The sequence below is a fragment of the Thermoanaerobacter brockii subsp. finnii Ako-1 genome, assembly GCF_000175295.2.
Taxonomy (GTDB): domain Bacteria; phylum Bacillota; class Thermoanaerobacteria; order Thermoanaerobacterales; family Thermoanaerobacteraceae; genus Thermoanaerobacter; species Thermoanaerobacter pseudethanolicus.
On the sequence record NC_014964.1, the window covers coordinates 437,501 to 454,918 of the forward strand.

Below are 17,418 nucleotides of genomic sequence, written 5' to 3' on the forward strand. Positions count from 1 at the left end.
GTAGAGAGAATGCCGGCATGAGTAACGAGAGTAAGGTGAGAAACCTTACCGCCGGAAGCCTGAGGTTTCCTGGGGAAGGGTAATCCACCCAGGGTAAGTCGGGGCCTAAGCCGAGGCTTAAAGCGTAGGCGATGGGGAACCGGTAGATATTCCGGTACCACCGAGGGCCGCAAAGAGATGCGGGGACGCAGCGAGATAGGTGGAGCGTGCGGTTGGTAGGGCACGTTCAATCAGGCACCGAAGGGTACGTAGGCAAATCCGCGTACTGGCAGGGGTCTGAGAAGGGGAGCCGGAAGGCGAAGCCACCGAAGCAGCTGCCGAGAAAAGCCGCTATCGAGGCCTGAGGTGCCCGTACTACAAACCGACACAGGTAGGCGAGGAGAGAATCCACAGGCGAGCGGGAGAACCCTCATTAAGGAACTCGGCAAAATGACTCCGTAACTTCGGGAGAAGGAGTGCCGAAAGGCCGCAGAGAAGAGGCCCAAGCGACTGTTTACCAAAAACACAGGTCTCTGCTAAGTCGGAAGACGAAGTATAGGGGCTGACGCCTGCCCGGTGCTGGAAGGTTAAGGGGAAGTGTGAGAGCACTGAACCGAAGCCCCAGTGAACGGCGGCCGTAACTATAACGGTCCTAAGGTAGCGAAATTCCTTGTCGGGTAAGTTCCGACCCGCACGAAAGGCGTAACGACTTGGGCGCTGTCTTGATGAGGGGCCCGGTGAAATTGTAGTACTCGTGAAGATGCGAGTTACCCGCGATTGGACAGAAAGACCCCGTGGAGCTTTACTGTAGCCTGTCACTGGATTTTGGTAATTCTTGTACAGGATAGGTGGGAGACAGAGAAGGTAGGGCGCCAGCCTTACTGGAGTCGACGTTGGGATACCACCCTGGGATTACCGGAATTCTAACCTATAGCCGTGAAACCGGCGTAGGGACAATGGCAGGTGGGCAGTTTGACTGGGGCGGTCGCCTCCTAAAGGGTAACGGAGGCGCCCAAAGGTTACCTCAGCGCGGACGGGAATCGCGCGAAAGAGTGCAAAGGCAGAAGGTAGCCTGACTGCGAGAGAGACATCTCGAGCAGGGACGAAAGTCGGGCTTAGTGATCCGGCGGCAGTGAGTGGGAACGCCGTCGCTCAACGGATAAAAGCTACCCCGGGGATAACAGGCTGATCTCCCCCAAGAGTCCACATCGACGGGGAGGTTTGGCACCTCGATGTCGGCTCATCGCATCCTGGGGCTGAAGTAGGTCCCAAGGGTTGGGCTGTTCGCCCATTAAAGCGGTACGCGAGCTGGGTTCAGAACGTCGTGAGACAGTTCGGTCCCTATCCGTCGCGGGCGTAGGAAACTTGAGAGGCACTGCCCCTAGTACGAGAGGACCGGGGTGGACGAACCGATGGTGTACCAGTTGCACCGCCAGGTGCACAGCTGGGTAGCCAAGTTCGGAAGGGATAAACGCTGAAAGCATCTAAGCGTGAAGCCCGCCTCAAGATTAGGTTTCCCATCCGAGAGGGGTAAGACACCTCGAAGACTACGAGGTAGATAGGCCGGGGGTGTAAGAGTGGAAACACTCTTAGCTGACCGGTACTAATCAGTCGAGGACTTGACCGATAAGGCTTTGTGCAGTTTTGAGGGTCTAGATTTCCGGTGGCGATAGCGGAGGGGAAACACCCGTTCCCATTCCGAACACGGTCCACAAGGGGCCCCCAGACGGTCGCAAGACCGGCTGGGGTGCTAGTTAAGCCCTCCAGCGCCGATGGTACTGCTTTCGCGGGAGAGTAGGTCGCTGCCGGAATTAAAATATTCCTCAGTAGCTCAATGGTGGAGCAACCGGCTGTTAACCGGTAGGCTGTAGGTTCGAGTCCTACCTGAGGAGCCAAATCGTGGCCCCGTGGTCAAGTGGTTAAGACACCGCCCTTTCACGGCGGCAACATGGGTTCGAATCCCGTCGGGGTCACCAAATAAATATGGGCCTTTAGCTCAGCTGGCAGAGCGGTCGGCTCATAACCGATTGGTCCGGGGTTCAAATCCCTGAAGGCCCACCATTTCAATAAAATTAAATAATAATGCGGCCCAATAGCTCAGTTGGTTAGAGCGCCAGCCTGTCACGCTGGAGGTCGAGGGTTCAAGTCCCTTTTGGGTCGCCATTATGTTATGCCTCGATAGCTCAGTAGGTAGAGCAAGGGACTGAAAATCCCTGTGTCAGTGGTTCGATTCCACTTCGAGGCACCATAATTTTTTTTATGGAGGTTTTAGTTATTGCTGGCGTAGCTCAGTGGCAGAGCAGTTGATTCGTAATCAACAGGTCGTGGGTTCGAATCCCACTGCCAGCTCCAGTATTTATGCATATTTTAAGGGTATCGACATTGTGTCGATACCCTTTTTGTGTGCGAAATTAAAATAAGATTTACACTTGTTAACATTGATTATTCTTGACATTGAAAATCATAGGCATTACAATGAATTGGACGGTAGTAATGGAGAGGAATCCGATTCAAGGCAGAGTATTTTACGAAAAATATGAAGTTGACTAGTCAAAATCCAGTACAGTATTAATTTACACATTTTTTACTAAAAGGTAGGGATGTTTATGGAATTTCTAACACCCGGTGAAAGAGTTAAAAAAATTAGAAAAATGCTCAAAATGAAACAAAGAGAACTAAAATCTGAAAATATTACAAGAGGCTTTATAAGTATGATTGAAAGTGGCAGAAGTACCATGAGTAAAGAAACTGCTTCTATTATTGCAGATAAGTTTAATAAAAGAGCTCAAGAGCTGGGTATAGATTTAAATATAGATGGGAATTATCTTTTGATGACTCCTGCAGAAGAAGCTGAATATTACTGTATTCAAAAGCTAGAAGAAATTAGAAGTTTGGAAGATTTAAACGAATTAAAAGAAATATTTGAAATTGCTGATAAATATAAAATAAAGAGAGTAACTGCTTTAGCATACGTAAAAATAGGTGATATAATGTATAGTAGTTGTAATTACCAAGACGCATTTACAAACTATTATAAAGCCCTTGATATATTGCTACTTAATAATATAAAAGACCAATTGCCATATACTTACAACATGTTAGGTGCTTGTAAAGTAAATATGCTAGAATTTTCTGAGGCAATAATATATTTTGACAAAGCTATAGAATATGCGGACGAAATTAATGCTATTGATATAAAAAATAAAGCGATTTATAACAGTGCTTTGTGTTATAGATGTATTGGTCAACCAATTATCGCAATTGATTATATTGATAAATATCTCTCAACTGGGGATAAAGAGAAGGATTTTGTACACTACATATACGCAAATTCAATAAAGGCAAACTGCTACAGGGATATGGGAAATTATGAGAAAGCGTTAGAAATATTCAAAAGATTGGTTGGCGAAATAGTTGATGAGGAACATCATTTACTAGGCTATCTTTATACAAACATTGGAGAAATTTATATGGAGAAAAATAATTTCAAAGAATCTCTAGAATATTTCAATAAGGCTGAGAGAATTAGACGCAAGAAAGATGAAAATTTACTGGGACACACCTTAATCGAAAAAGCAAATCTCTACATAAAAATGAAATTATATGACGAAGCACGCTCTTTATTAGAAGAAGGTCTTGAAATATCATACAGAAATAGTGACATAGAATATGTAGTAAAAGGCAGTTACCTTTTGATAGAAGTGTACAAACAGTTAGGGAGTAAACAAGCTATCATAGAAATATATAAAAAGATGATAGATGTACTTCAAGGCACAAGTAATAAAAAAGAAGTTCTAAAAGTTTACATAGAATTATCACTATTGTATATCGAAGACAACGATATAACTAATTCCAGTTATTATTTACAAAAAGCTAGAGAAATTATTAAATAAAAAAGCAATAAAAAAATAAAAAATATATTGTATTTTTATTTTTTATGTTAAAATAAAATCAAACGTTTAACTAGTAATTAAAAAGGAGGGGTAATGAAAATGATAAAAAAACTTAAAGCATTACTCACATTAGTGATAGGAATTATTCTTTTTACATATATGGCTGTTGTAATTCCATTTGAAAATCCTCCTGTCTGGGTTATATGTCTTTCATGTGAATTACTTCCTTTATGCGGTGGCGGTTGCCCAGGGTTAATATTCGATAGATATGGTACATTACAAGAAGTTGATCCTCGTTGTTGTAGGAGGAAAAACAATGAAACCCCAAATAATCGTCAAAAATGTCAGTAAAACTTATAAAGTATACATAAAAGAAAATGGCATGATAAATGCAGTTAAAAGCTTTTTCAATCGTAAATACAAATACATACAAGCAGTAAAAGACATTTCTTTTACTGTAAATCAAGGAGAAATACTTGGACTAATTGGTCTTAACGGTGCTGGAAAAACTACCACAATTAAATTGGTATCCGGCATAATTAAAGCAGATAAAGGTATTATAAGGGTATTAGGAAAAGACCCATTTTTACGCTCCAAAGAGTATAGAAATAAAGTATCATTAGTAATGGGACAAAAAGGGCAGTTAGATCCAGACTTATCCATCATTGATTCTGTAAAACTATTTGCCTCTATTTATTCTATTGACAAAAAAGAAGCAATTTCTAGGACAAAATCTATGGCAGAAGAACTTAACTTGTCAGAAATAGACCTGCAAAAACAGGTCAGAACTCTGTCTTTAGGACAGAGGATGAAAGGTGAATTAATATTATCTTTTATTCATCTGCCAGTAATCGTTTTTCTTGATGAACCTACACTAGGATTGGATTTCATCACCCAAAGGGCTATTAGAAATTACCTAAAAAATTATAAAAAGAAATATAATGCATCCATAATACTCACAAGCCACTATATAACTGATATTGAGGATTTATGCGACAATATATACATACTGCATAAAGGACATGAGCTCTACTATGGAACAATTGACAAATTAAAAAGCATGGTACCTAATATAAGAAAAGTAAGGTTTAATGCAAGTAATTGTGCCATTGAAAGAATCAGTAAATATTATAAGGTAGAAAAGGCAGATGAAGAACAAGAATACTTCATAAGGTTTAACCCTCATGAGACGATAAATGTAATGAAAATCTTATCAAATGAAATTGAAGTTTCAAATATAAATTTTCATGACGATACTCTTGACATAATAATAGAATCATTATATAAGGGTGCAGAGAAATGAAGACTTTGTATACTTTCATGGGATATTTTGAGTACTCAATAAAAAAGCTCCTGATGTACAGAATCTACATTATAGGAGAACTTCTAAGTTCATTAATCGTGCCGGTTATAATCAGTTTCTTTCTTTGGAGGGCCTTGATTGAAACAAACCCTATAAACTACAGCTTAAAAGAAATGATGATTTATATAATAATTTCCAATATAATACTTTTGTTTACACAGATCCACGCTGAACATGACATTGAAAGAGATATAAAGACTTATAGACTTGGTCAAAAACTTTTACTGCCTATAGATTATCTTACAAGTATTTCATACAGTTACTTAACCTCAAGCCTTGCTAAATTTACAATTGTATATCTTCCTATAATTGTTATAATTTCAATTTGGGCAAAGATTGAGATTCCGGCAAACCGCCTATTATATCTACCTATTACATTAACTTTCGGCTTTTTACTCAATGCTTTATTTTCCTTTATAATAGGCTTATTATCCTTTTGGCTGACAGAAATATGGGGTATAGCTGCTGTAAGAAACTTACTGACAGGACTTTTCTCAGGTGCTATTTTTCCTCTAGACCTTTTACCTAAGAAAGTAGAATCATTTATGCTACTTACCCCTTTTCCATATATGACCTTCATACCTGCAAAACTCATAAGTGATGATAGCTTTGATATTAAAATAGTGAATAAAGGATTATTTATTTCTCTAATCTGGGTGTTAATACTTGGTTTAATTGTATTTTTACTCGTAAAAAATGGGCTAAAAAAATACACCTCTCATGGGGCGTGAAAACATGCTAATTGAATCTGTAAAATTTTCAATTAAAAAAGCAATTCAATACAGAGCAAATTTAATCAGCTGGTTTTTGGCAGACCTATCTTTATACACTGCAATATTTTTAGGTTATTATCTACTTACACAGAGAATTACTGTCTTTGGCGATTACAGGAGGGAACAGATTCTTTTTTACATAACCTGTTTCTTTTTAGTAAACAACATATATGCTATCTTTTTTGCAGAAGCAGTTTCTAAATTTGGTCAGTCTGTTTTAACAGGATACTTTGATTTTGATTTATTAAAACCTCAGCCTCTCATAAAATACATTGTACTAAAAAACTTAAATTTCCCTGCAGCTCTTTCAACTCCACTGTTAATATTTCTAAATATATACTGTCTGAAACTATGTGGAATTAAATTGACAATACCTTATATCATTTCTATTTTTAGTGCTTCTATTTTAATGGGACTTTTATTCTTTATAGTTTACAGTTTCACTCTTTTAGGTTTAAGGTCTGAGGCAATTTCAGCAATAGTCCTGCAGCTTTTAACAATGGCAGAAAAACCCGATACAGTTTTTCCAAAAATCCTCCGCAATCTTCTCATATATGCGATTCCCATTTTCTTATTTAGTGCAATTCCTGCAAGGATTGCCCTTGGTAAGAGCAGTATATATGAAAATATATGGTGTTATTTATCCCCCTTACTATATTATTTGGTTTTAAAAATTATCCTTTGCCAAGGGCTGAAAAAATACCAGTCAGGAGGAGAATTATGAACAAGATTTTAGAATATTTAAAATATTGTAAACACAGTAATATTATTTTAACTGGAGGGATGAAGATATTTGATACTATAACAGAATATTACATTGAAAAAGGAATTCAACCCTCATATCCTCTATATCTAAGCTTATCTGTTACATCAATGTGCAACGGACAGTGCCTTTTATGTAGCTCTGAATCTAAAAAATTTTGGAGTGGGGAGATTGATAAGGCGAATCCTTTGTTAAAGAAACGCCTAGTTGAATTGTCAGAGAATAATCCTCCGGTTGTTTTCATTTTATCAGGTGGAGAGCCATTATTGTTTCCAACCAGGTGCAAGGAATATTTAGAAATTTTTTACGACACAAGTGTAATATTTGGGCTTTTTTCAAATTTAGCTTTGGATCTAGATTATAAACGATTAAAAATAGTAGAAATTCTTGAAGAAAGACCTTTTTCTTTCATACAAACAAGCATTGATAGTATTGACAAAAATGAACATGAGCTGTTAAGAAAGGGTACAAATTTGGCTGTTATTCTAAGTAACATAAAGTATTTAAAGAGGAAAAATATAAAAATAAAAGTAAATACAACTATTTCTCCATATAATTATAAAAGTATAATGGATATTGTAAAGTATGTATTTAATGAAGGGATTGAAAGCTTACATATTAATCCGGTTCTCCCTTTTGGGCGAGCAAAAGACAAAATTGATGAAAGATTGTGTATTGAGATTGTTGATGCGTTGATAAAGGTAGTAAGCAGCAGGGAGTTTAATAATATTAAAGAGCATTCAATTACATTTCCAAGTGAATTAATTCCGTTATCTTATATTGGTTCTAAATATGAAGATATTTTAGAAGTTTATGATAACAGTAAAAAAATGAAAAACAAGTTTCTGAGCCATCAATTTGTATGTGGCATTTCCCATGAAAATTGCACATGCGGTATAGGGTGGTTTCCAGAGATTTATATTTCGCTCGAAGATAAAAAAATAGAGGAAGCTTTCCGTATAGCTCTTTCCTATGGCAAAAAATATTATTACGCTACGTGCGAAAAATGCTACCAATATTATAATTGCGACTTTGAATCATCTTATACAGGTAAATGCTTAATGATGGAACTATACAACAAAATAGAATATATACTTAATTATAATACACCACTGTCAGAGGAAGAATCTATAAGAAGAAAGTGTTTAATGAATTAGAAGAGATAAGTAAAGGAATGTTTGAAGTAATTATTGGAATGACAAGAGAATGTAATGGAAATTGCAATTTCTGTCAGGTTGGGGGGCCACAAAGAGATATCAATAAAAGGTTTGATTATAAACAACTGGTTAGGTTTTTAAAAGGAAATAATTATCATATACAAATAACAGGTGGCGAACCTTTAATTAGAAAAAAAGAACTAGCTCCATTGATTCAGGATCTCAAAGAAGATGGTCATATGATAACTTTGTTAACAAACCTAGTTCTTATCGATAAGAAGTTTATTGAACTCTTAAAAGAATCATTTTCTATATTAGATGTGGTTCAGGTTTCTATTTATGCACACAATCCACAACTTCATGAGATTATAAGTGGAAGAAATGATTGGAGCAAACTAAACGCTTTAATCACAGAGCTTATTAATAATGGTATTCAATTGAGAGCAAACTTGACTTTAACGAAAGAAAATGTAAGATATATTAAAGAAATTTATAATTTTTACAAATCTCTGGGGGTGAAACAAATATCAATAAGTAGTCTTATTAAAAAAGGGAGAGCTTTTCATTTGGTTGACGAAAAGTATATCTACGACTACATTTATTATATGTACGAATTCCTCGAAAAAAACAATCCTAAATTTATAACAATTTCGATACCTATTGAACTTCTCAAAACTTATTCAAATATAAAAAGTAATTTTGGACATTATGTAAAAAATGACAACTTAATAGTTTTAGAGAAAGACAAATTATATATTCATTATGATGGAAATGTTTACTCATTGCTAACAGGGAAATTAATTTGTGAAATTTCTGCAAATAATGCAAAGAACATAGTCATTCCTCCCTTAAAACGCAACTTGTCTAAGTCAGAGTGTGCTAGGTGCCATGCTTTTTATCTTTGTAAAGGTCGTGAAGATTTCGAATTAATAAGAGCTAAATACGGAAACTTGAATTTTTCTCAGTGTGATTTAGAATTAGAGAATATAAATGTACTTTAATATTCTTATTTAAAATACCATAATTGGTAGTACATTACTATTCCAAAGACAGCAAGGGGAAATTGACCTATTATCCTGTTAATAGAAAAAACATTATATCAAGATAAGATTAAAACTTATCTAGTTTTCATAAAGAGACTCTGATTAACTTTGATTTTACATTTAAGCCTTGCAGTGATAAAAATTAATAAAAAGTTTACAACAAAGAACTTTGTTTATTGCACAGAAAACGTAATATTCCTTAAATACCTCGGGTGAGAAGGCACATTTTCCTGTAGAGATCCTCTCCAAAAGAACATCAGGTTTAAAAGGTCATGAAAGAATAGCTCATGAAAGTAGATGAGGAACATCCTTAGATCATGACTTGTTATTTGACGAAGTAGAGAACTATCTTGCTTTAAATACCTCGGCTGTTTATGTAAGACTAAAAATACTCCCAGTGTTAGTGTAAAATTTCAGTAGGTGACAATGCAGGAAAATGAGGTATGAATATAGAAAAAAGACCTCACCGGGAAAAACCAAAAATCAAATCAAAGGAAGGCGAGGTCTGATATGTTATTAGATATTGACACATAGTGGGTATAATCCTGCTTTTTATTCAAGGTTTAATGAGAATAATAAGGGAGAGTAAAGATTTTTATGAACTGGAGAAAGGGATACATGAACTTACACAAAAAGTATCAAGACAACTTCTTGAGTGGGCAGCAGAAGAGATGGATAAAAAGTTGATGGAAGACCGAGGCAAAAGAGTGTGGGAAGTAGTAGGATTTAGAGCGAAGCAGGTAATAAGCATTTTTGGGGAATTCACATATACAGAAGTTTGCTAGAGGACACCTCTTCAATCTTGATATCGAGATTACTACTCTTTGTAATCTTGCTTGCCAAACGTGCTACAATGAACCAATTCACCCACAAGTTATGACAGTGGAATAGTTTAATCGTATTTTGCCAGATGCACGGCAACTTATAGAGTGTTTGGAGATGGATGGGCTTTGGCTGACGATTTCTGGGGGAGAGCCGTTGACAAATGGCCACATATGGGACATGCTTCAGCTGGCTCAAGGGCAGGACTTTAGAGGCATTGCAATTATCACTATTTACTTTCGTTAATATAGATAAGACAGTTTTTAAAACTTAATTGGTGCATCAACAGAAGAAATATATACAAAGTTACCAATTTAATTTTAACTTTATACAGGTTTAAAAGAGAACATAACTTGGGGATGATAAGGATGGAGTATTTATGTTCACAAGAAGAATTAATTTCTTTTTATGAGCAATGTAATAAAATAGGACTTCCTTTTTCAATAAATAAACCACTAGTGTGTCTAAATATACAAGATTTAGAGGTAAAAATACAAAAAAACCAAAAACTGACAGATACCTTTCGCTGTTGTGCAGAAAAGAATTGGGTAAGAGGGAAATATCTATTTTTACTTGCAGATGTTGAAGGATATTTATTGGAAGTAAAATGCAGTATAGAAGAAGAAAAATATGTAAAAGACTCAGGTTTTAGGCCGGGCGTATCCTTTAAAGAAGAGAGCTGTGGGACAAATGCAATTTCAATGGCAATGAGATTAAAACGCGTAGTTTATATCAGAGCTTATGAACACTATTGTGACATATTTAAGAAATGGTACTGCATTGCTTCACATATAACGACAAAGAATGGAGAAATAGTAGGCTATGTAGATATATCAATAATTAATGAAAAAATTGCAGATGAAATAACAATAGTAATAAAATTGTTAGCTGAAAAAATAGCAAATAAATACGAAAACCGAGTAAAAGAGGAAGAATTAAAAGATTTTAAAATTAAATTGAATGATAAGCAGATAAAAATATTGACATTAGAAGCGAAAGGATACAAAGAATTAGCTATAGCAGAGCTGATTTTTAAAGATAGTGGTCAAATACTCATGAGCAAACTCATTAATAAAGCAGTGAAAAATCCAGTAAGAAGGAAGAGCTCTAGTAATATCGAAGCTACAAAATACAAAGATGAGCGATAATAAGATTATTGCGGAAGTAGTCTACAAGATCAGAAATTTGCCGAATTTTTCAGCCTGCATAAAGATAAAAGCTCTAAACATTGTATCATAAGAATAACCTTTACGGCCAGGACCAGAGGAAGGGAATTCAGGTATTGAAGACAGGTCAAGATTCAAGAATGGAGGGTGAAAAAATCTTGTTAAGCAAATATGTAATTAAAATACCAGTAGATAATAAAGAAACTCTTTTGTATAATTCAATTACTAAATCTTTAATATCTTTGCCTACTTCTAAAGAAGATGTAGAAATATTTATTAAAAAATTGAACCAAGAAGAATTACAATATTTAAGTAAAGAATTATACTTACAATTTGATGAAATAAATGAAGAAAAACTTGTGGATTTATGTCAATATGGGAGTGAAAAATATTTTGTGTATTTAGATTAATTTTATCCTCTTTCTCAGCAAGAATCAGTTAACATTTTTTATTTGATCAATCTTTAGTATAACCTTTTTTCTACATCTTATGCATGAAAGTGAATAATTTTGGTTAAAATATTTAATTAGGGATACTGTAAGCTTTTCTCTAGAACCTTTGAAGACCCAGGGATTCAAAGGTTCTAGAGAAAAAATTTTTTCGGGCTTCGCCCCCTATAAGTATTTTTCAAGTCTTCCAGGATACATTATGATTAATTGATTTAATACTATATCCCAGTTTTTATACCTCACTGTCCATTTCTTTAATACATTCATTGTTACTAAGTATAGCATTTTTTCTAATGCTTCATCAGATGGAAATATTGTTTTTGATTTTGTAACTTTCCTTAACTGCCTGTGGAATCCTTCAATTATGTTTGTTGTATACATTATTTTCCTTACTTCTTCAGGGAATTTGTAAAATGGACTTAATACATCCCAGTTATTCTCCCAACTCTTTATGGCATAAGGATATAGATTCTGCCATTTGTTTTTTAATTTCTCAAATTCATCCCTTGCTATTTCTTCATTAGCTGATTGATATACTGCTTTAAAATCTTTACTGAATTCTTTAAGGTGTTTATATGACACATATTTGAAGCAGTTCCTTAATTGATGTATTATACATCTTTGTATCTCTGATTTTGGAAATGCTGCTTGTATTGCTTCTTTTATCCCTGTTAATCCATCTACAGAAAATACTATAACATCTTCTACTCCTCTGTTCTTTAGCTCATTTAATACTCCAAGCCAGAATCTTGAACTCTCATTTTCTCCAATCCAAATCCCTAATACATCTTTTATGCCTTCTATCGTTACCCCTAATACTACATTGTCAATTCTCAAATTAAATCTCCAAAGATTTTCAAATTATAATGGCATTTTTTAAGTGCATAAAAGTATTTTTTCTCAAATTATCACAGCCTGATTAAAAATTTTTTTCACTTTTTAAGAGCATAACCGCCAAAATATGTTAATATCTGTTATTGGCAATTTGGGTTAATTGAAGTATAATAAAAAATGAGAGTAGCGAAAGCTACTACTCTCATAAACTGATTTCATTTTGTGCCTGGTATATTACTTCTTCATCTATTTCTCTTAGCCTTTTAGAATACGCATAGAGAAGAGAAGCCGTTACCAGGTTATTTATTATCCTTGGCAGCCCTTTTGTTAGAGAATATATTGCTTCATATGCCGATGGTGTAAATATATCATCCATCACTCCAGCTATTTTCATTCTTGTTTTTATATAATCTTGAATTTCTTCTTTTTTTAGCCCTTGCATTACATACTTTATAGAAATTCTTTGCCTTAGTGCACTGTTTACATTCAAGGCTAGTTTGTTTCTTATGTGTGGTTGTCCTGAAAGTATCAGTATATACGGGTTTTGAGAATCCATATTAAAGTTAAATATTATTCTCAAATCTTCAAGAACATCATTAGAAACCAGTTGTATTTCATCTAATATTATGACAGGAGTTATCTTCTGGCTATAGTAAAGTTCTGTTATCGCTCTTTGTATCTGGTGAAAGAGCGTTACTTTTTTGTATGAGGGGGTTTCGCCTAAAATCATAGCCAATGCTTGATAGAATTCTCTCACTGTGAGTGTAGATAGAGCAAAGTAACATGGTTTAAATGTAGAACGGTTGAGGCTTTCAGCATATCTTCTTAATGCGGTAGATTTGCCTGAACCCGCCTCCCCAACGATAAGTCCTATACCCCTTGTTTCTTGTAAATATTTTAGCCTGGCATTTAATTCAGCAATGTCTTCACTTATATAAAGGTCATTTACACTTATCTCTTTAGAAAATGGATTAAATTTCATTCCAAAATATTGGGTAAACATTGTAAACACCTCTTTTTTAATCAATGATATCATTAAAGGATATTACTGGGGGATTAGGTTTTGCAGCAAAATCCACAGTATCTTCATTTTCGCTTACAACCTTTCTGTCTTCGATATATTCTACAGGAATTTTAGCATTCTCATGAAAATTTACCTTATACGCTTCCCCTACTTTTTTGCCTTCATGAAAAAGTAAAAGGGGTGTATTATCCTTAAGCCACTGCGGGTCATATCTGACTTCTAAGCGCATACCTTTAAACTTTTCTTCTGTTTCGTAAAGTATATTTTCCACTTTAAGTGTGGCATCTTTGTTTACTTTACGATTTACTCTTATGAGAAAACATTCATTCAACATATCTATGTCACCACACATATTTACCCTTGATATTTGAGACATGAAAAAATCTAAAGGACTCATGCCAATACTGCTATGTTCTTTTCGGTTGTAATCATCCTCCAGCCATTTAAAAAACATCATATTGAGCTCATCTATACTCTTTATGGATGTAGGATCTATTGTGCTTAAAAATCTCATTCTCACCGTATGAAAGAATCTTTCTATTTTCCCTTTTGAATGAGGTGAAAAGGGCTCAGCATGAATAAGAGATGTACCTAATGATGCACATATATATTCAAATTGAGTGCTTCTATATATCTTTCCATTGTCAGTGTAGAGCATTTTGGGTATTCCCCTTCTTAGCACTGCTTCTTTAAATGAGTCTCTTAAAGCTAAAAAATTCTGGGTATAGTAAAAGCGAGCATAGGTACACAGCCTGGAAGCATCATCTATATATGCAATAAGGTACGTTTGTCTCTTTGTTTTACCTTCTTTAATATATGGCCCATACATGACATCAGTCTGCCACAGTTCATTGATGAATTCATGGGAAAATCTCTTTGTTTTACCCTCTTTTTCTTTATCTAAAGATTTTACAGGAATGTTTTTCAAAAACCTATAGAATGTCGAAAGGGATACTTTATCCGGTGAGATTATTCCTTCTCCTATCAATGTCTCATAAAGAAGTTTGTTTGGCATTTCAGGATGTTCAAGCTTTTTTTGCTTTATTTTCTCTGAAAGTTCAAAGTTTATCTTTCTGTATTTGCCTCTGTCGCTTCGATAACCCGGCTTTAACGCTTCTATACCGCCTCTTAAATACTGATATAGCCACCCTCTAAGTGTCTTGGGAGTATATCTTCTCATTCCAAGATAAGGTATCTCAATAGGTTTATCGGAAAGAGCATCAAAATATTCTTTCTGATTTTTTACCTGTCCGTTTAGCACCGGACTTATCAGTGAAAATCTCTTTAATGCTATAGCTTCTCTCGCTTTTTCATCAAGCATTTATATGTTCCCCCTTCACTTTTTTGATTTCTTAATCGTAATTTTAGCTCATACCTGGGGGACATTAAAGGAAAAAGTTATGTTGCTAAGAAAAAATCAAAATTTTTATTTAAATCTTTCGGATTTAATGCTAAAATTATGTGAGAGAGGCCAGAAATGATTTTTGGCAATGAGCATAAAACCGTTGGGAAAAGAGTGGTACAATGCTTATTATGTCCAAAATCTCTCTGGCCCTCTCTCTTTGTGAGTCAGTCTCAGATAACTTTATGTAAGGGTCTATTTGCCTTAATCCGTATATGATAAAACTTAAATTATTCATTATCCTTTTGGTGTAAAAATATATATGCTGTCTTGAAAATAGTATGGTGGGAAAGTTTCTTTTTAAGTCACTTATGAAAGAACTGAGAGTTTTTTCTCTTGTAAGTGTCTCTTTTAAAGACTTTACAATCATATTGAAAGAATACTGAAAATGGGGAAGACAGAAATCAGGAAGGTAGGAAAGAGTTCTTTTACACACAGGACATATATATCTTCTTATGGCTATTTTTATACAGTTAGGTCCATCTAAATAGTAACGGTAATAAAACCCGTGCTTTTTTAGTTTTACTCTACACTTGCAATCGGGATAAGGACATCTATCTGGCGGGGCAGGGAAATTGTAATCTTTGCCCTTTCGTAAATACTCTTCAATGTTATCAACATGGAAAACTATTTGCATAAGTAACCTCTCCAATTAAAATTAATGCTAAAGGAATCTGAAAAAAATTTTTTTAAATTCCTTTAGCATTAATTTTATCACAAGATTATTTAATCTGAAAAATTTTATCGGTTTTGGGCTAAATTAATTTGAGAAATGACACTACATAAGCTGCTCTATTGATAATATGACCGTCTGTTCTTACTTTGTAATGGATGGCATCCATAAATATGAAAGTGTATATCTTTTCTAATGGCCTTGATTGCCATTCTTTTATTTCTGGTACTATTCTTTCGGTTATTTTGCTTACCATTTCTGCAGATAGTTCTATTCCATACAGGTCTTTTATCTGGTCATGAATATCTCTTGTTGACATTCCTCTTGCATATAGAGCTATTACTTTTTCTTCAATTCCTGATATGTCTCTTTTGTATTTTGGAACTATTTTAGGTTCAAATTCTCCTTGTCTGTCTCTTGGAATATCAATTTCCATCTCACCAAATTGAGTTTTTACCGTCTTTTGAGTATAGCCATTTCTTGAATTTTGAGTATCTTTGTCTTTTTTGTCATATCTTTCGTAGCCAAGTTCTGTTGAAAGTTCTGCTTCAAGCATTTCTTGAATAGTATCTTTAAAAAGGTTTTTTAATGATGTATAAAGGTCTGGAATAGATTGAATATTGTTTTCACTAATGAAATTTCTTAATTGTTCTTTTGTCAATAGTGACATTTTTAAAACCTCCTTCTTGGTTTTGTATATATTCTAATTCTTACCAAGAAAGAGGTTTTTAATCAGTTTACACAAAATTTTTTACAGTCTCTACCAAGATTCAATATACTCAAATATAGCAAGTCTGGCAGTATCAAAATCATGGTAAGTAGCTAAATTTACTTCTTCCTTTTTTAAAGAAGCATGAAAAGATTCTATACATGCATTATCATAAGGGCATCCTTTGTGACTAAATGAGTGTTTTATGTTACCTTTGGATAATATATATTCTTGAAATTTGGTGCTTGTATACTGTGAACCTAAATCACTATGGAGTATAAGCTCTCCCTGTGGCTTTTGAGTATTATAGGCATTTTCTACAGCACGAATAGCAAGCTCTGTATCCATCGTTTTAGAAAACGCATAGCCAATGACTTTCTTGGTATAAAGATCTATTACTGTCGCAAGGTAACACCATTTATCCTTAACAGTATAAATATATGTTATATCAGTAACCCACTTTTGATTAATCGTAGTGGTAGAAAAATCCCTATTTAAAATGTTTTCTCTTTCTTCTACTCTGTTGCTAGAACTGTAAGGTTTAAACTTTTTGATAATTATAGATTTTATACCTAATTTATTCATAAGTCTTTGGACTCTTTTAAGACTTATATTATAGCCTTTATTTACAAGCATTTTGTGAATTTTGGGAGCTCCATAACGCTTTTTGCTTTCTTCATATATCTTCATTATTTCTTCCTCATACATCCTGTTTTCTCTACTCCTTTTGCTTTCTGTTTTATGAAGATACTTATAATAGGAGCTCCTTGAAACTTTTAAAACTTCACACATTAATTTAACATCATGATATTTTTTATTTTCCTCAATAAACTCAAATATAGAGTTTACTCCTTTACGAATATGGCCATGGCTTTTTTTAATATTTCATTCTCCTCTTCAAGCCTTGCCATCTTCTTTAACATAGCCTGATATTCTGCTGCTGTAATTGTTGTGCCTTTGTTGTCTATATTTATTGGTTTTGCTTTTTTCAACCAACCTGATATTGTGGATTTTGAGATGCCATATTCGCTTGAAAGCTCTGCTAGACTTTTACCATGGTTATACAACTCTACTATAGTATTCTTGAATTCATCATTATATTTTCTTTGTCCTCTTGGCATTTTGTAGACACTTCCTCTCTTTATATTTTTATTTTATCCTGTTCGAGTTAAAGTGTCTACAATAATATACTAACACCAGCTTTTGATATACCATATTTTCTACACACAGCAATCTTAGTAGTAGAAGAACTTTCTGCTTCTGCTAAAATAGCAAGTTTTTCTTCAATGGTAAAGTTTTTATGTGATGCCATTGCTTTACCCCCCCCTTCAAGAGAAATTTTATCATGTTATGCGTTTTAGTCCAATT

At 34.5% G+C, this 17,418-nt stretch carries 15 protein-coding genes, 6 tRNA genes, 2 rRNA genes and 3 pseudogenes (1 of these 26 running past the window's edge); 18 read left to right on the forward strand and 8 right to left on the reverse strand.

Going from position 1 to position 17,418, the window contains the following annotated elements:
* The 18 genes from THEBR_RS02095 to THEBR_RS02175 all read left to right on the forward strand — a co-directional run.
* Positions 1–1,606: ribosomal RNA gene (locus tag THEBR_RS02095) — 23S ribosomal RNA — on the forward strand; it begins 1,743 nt to the left of the window's first position.
* 32 nt (positions 1,607–1,638) lie between these two features.
* Positions 1,639–1,790, forward strand: a 5S ribosomal RNA gene (rrf, locus tag THEBR_RS11635).
* Positions 1,791–1,799: 9 nt separating this feature from the next.
* Positions 1,800–1,874: transfer RNA gene (locus tag THEBR_RS02100), tRNA-Asn, on the forward strand.
* Between the two features lie 6 nt (positions 1,875–1,880).
* Positions 1,881–1,955, forward strand: a tRNA-Glu gene (locus THEBR_RS02105).
* 9 nt (positions 1,956–1,964) lie between these two features.
* Positions 1,965–2,040, forward strand: a tRNA-Ile gene (locus THEBR_RS02110).
* A 25-nt stretch (positions 2,041–2,065) separates the two neighbouring features.
* Positions 2,066–2,142, forward strand: a tRNA-Asp gene (locus THEBR_RS02115).
* 9 nt (positions 2,143–2,151) lie between these two features.
* A tRNA-Phe gene (locus THEBR_RS02120) sits at positions 2,152–2,227 on the forward strand.
* 29 nt (positions 2,228–2,256) lie between these two features.
* Positions 2,257–2,331, forward strand: a tRNA-Thr gene (locus tag THEBR_RS02125).
* Between the two features lie 254 nt (positions 2,332–2,585).
* Positions 2,586–3,872: a tetratricopeptide repeat protein gene (locus THEBR_RS02130; RefSeq protein WP_012268996.1), complete on the forward strand. Its 1,287-nt coding sequence runs from the start codon at positions 2,586–2,588 to the stop codon at positions 3,870–3,872.
* Between the two features lie 99 nt (positions 3,873–3,971).
* Entirely contained in the window at positions 3,972–4,223 is a 252-nt protein-coding gene (locus tag THEBR_RS02135; protein ID WP_013570779.1) for a hypothetical protein, read from the forward strand.
* Positions 4,189–5,175, forward strand: a complete 987-nt coding sequence (locus THEBR_RS02140; RefSeq protein WP_012268997.1) for an ABC transporter ATP-binding protein — start codon at positions 4,189–4,191, stop codon at positions 5,173–5,175. Before THEBR_RS02135 ends, THEBR_RS02140 begins: the two co-directional genes overlap by 35 nt.
* A complete protein-coding gene (locus THEBR_RS02145) occupies positions 5,172–5,966 on the forward strand; it encodes an ABC transporter permease (RefSeq protein ID WP_012268998.1) in 795 nt (264 codons plus the stop codon). The genes THEBR_RS02140 and THEBR_RS02145 overlap by 4 nt, the downstream gene beginning before the upstream one ends.
* A gap of 4 nt (positions 5,967–5,970) precedes the next feature.
* Positions 5,971–6,732: an ABC transporter permease gene (locus tag THEBR_RS02150; RefSeq protein ID WP_012268999.1), complete on the forward strand. Its 762-nt coding sequence runs from the start codon at positions 5,971–5,973 to the stop codon at positions 6,730–6,732.
* Positions 6,729–7,928 carry a radical SAM protein gene (locus THEBR_RS12355; RefSeq protein WP_012269000.1) on the forward strand — a complete coding sequence of 400 codons (1,200 nt, stop codon included), beginning with the start codon at positions 6,729–6,731 and terminating at the stop codon, positions 7,926–7,928. Before THEBR_RS02150 ends, THEBR_RS12355 begins: the two co-directional genes overlap by 4 nt.
* 17 nt (positions 7,929–7,945) lie before the next feature.
* Complete coding sequence (locus tag THEBR_RS12360) at positions 7,946–8,929, forward strand: radical SAM protein (protein ID WP_013570781.1); 984 nt, start codon at positions 7,946–7,948, stop codon at positions 8,927–8,929.
* Between the two features lie 608 nt (positions 8,930–9,537).
* Positions 9,538–9,756 carry a UPF0236 family transposase-like protein gene (locus THEBR_RS02165; protein ID WP_244261797.1) on the forward strand — a complete coding sequence of 73 codons (219 nt, stop codon included), beginning with the start codon at positions 9,538–9,540 and terminating at the stop codon, positions 9,754–9,756.
* A 405-nt stretch (positions 9,757–10,161) separates the two neighbouring features.
* Entirely contained in the window at positions 10,162–10,941 is a 780-nt protein-coding gene (locus THEBR_RS02170; RefSeq protein WP_012269002.1) for a hypothetical protein, read from the forward strand.
* Between the two features lie 134 nt (positions 10,942–11,075).
* Positions 11,076–11,369 carry a hypothetical protein gene (locus THEBR_RS02175; RefSeq protein WP_012269003.1) on the forward strand — a complete coding sequence of 98 codons (294 nt, stop codon included), beginning with the start codon at positions 11,076–11,078 and terminating at the stop codon, positions 11,367–11,369.
* 204 nt (positions 11,370–11,573) lie between these two features.
* On the opposite strand, the pseudogene THEBR_RS02180 reads toward THEBR_RS02175, so the two are convergent.
* The 8 genes and pseudogenes from THEBR_RS02180 to THEBR_RS12595 all read right to left on the reverse strand — a co-directional run.
* A pseudogene (locus tag THEBR_RS02180) lies at positions 11,574–12,310 on the reverse strand (IS256 family transposase); the annotation flags it as partial.
* A 134-nt stretch (positions 12,311–12,444) separates the two neighbouring features.
* Positions 12,445–13,245: an ExeA family protein gene (locus THEBR_RS02185; protein ID WP_012268840.1), complete on the reverse strand. Its 801-nt coding sequence runs from the start codon at positions 13,243–13,245 to the stop codon at positions 12,445–12,447.
* Positions 13,246–13,261: 16 nt separating this feature from the next.
* Entirely contained in the window at positions 13,262–14,587 is a 1,326-nt protein-coding gene (locus tag THEBR_RS02190) for an IS481 family transposase (protein ID WP_012269005.1), read from the reverse strand.
* A 136-nt stretch (positions 14,588–14,723) separates the two neighbouring features.
* Positions 14,724–15,305: a DUF6431 domain-containing protein gene (locus tag THEBR_RS02195; protein WP_013570782.1), complete on the reverse strand. Its 582-nt coding sequence runs from the start codon at positions 15,303–15,305 to the stop codon at positions 14,724–14,726.
* A 139-nt stretch (positions 15,306–15,444) separates the two neighbouring features.
* Positions 15,445–16,011, reverse strand: a pseudogene (locus THEBR_RS02200) (IS256 family transposase); the annotation flags it as partial.
* A gap of 93 nt (positions 16,012–16,104) precedes the next feature.
* Positions 16,105–16,932 (reverse strand): annotated as a pseudogene (locus tag THEBR_RS02205) (IS3 family transposase); the annotation flags it as partial.
* Positions 16,896–17,171 carry an IS3 family transposase gene (locus tag THEBR_RS02210; protein WP_012269009.1) on the reverse strand — a complete coding sequence of 92 codons (276 nt, stop codon included), beginning with the start codon at positions 17,169–17,171 and terminating at the stop codon, positions 16,896–16,898. The pseudogene THEBR_RS02205 and the gene THEBR_RS02210, both read right to left, overlap by 37 nt.
* A 56-nt stretch (positions 17,172–17,227) precedes the next feature.
* Positions 17,228–17,362, reverse strand: coding sequence for a transposase (locus THEBR_RS12595; protein WP_013570784.1), 135 nt, complete (start codon positions 17,360–17,362; stop codon positions 17,228–17,230).
* Positions 17,363–17,418 lie beyond the last annotated feature (56 nt).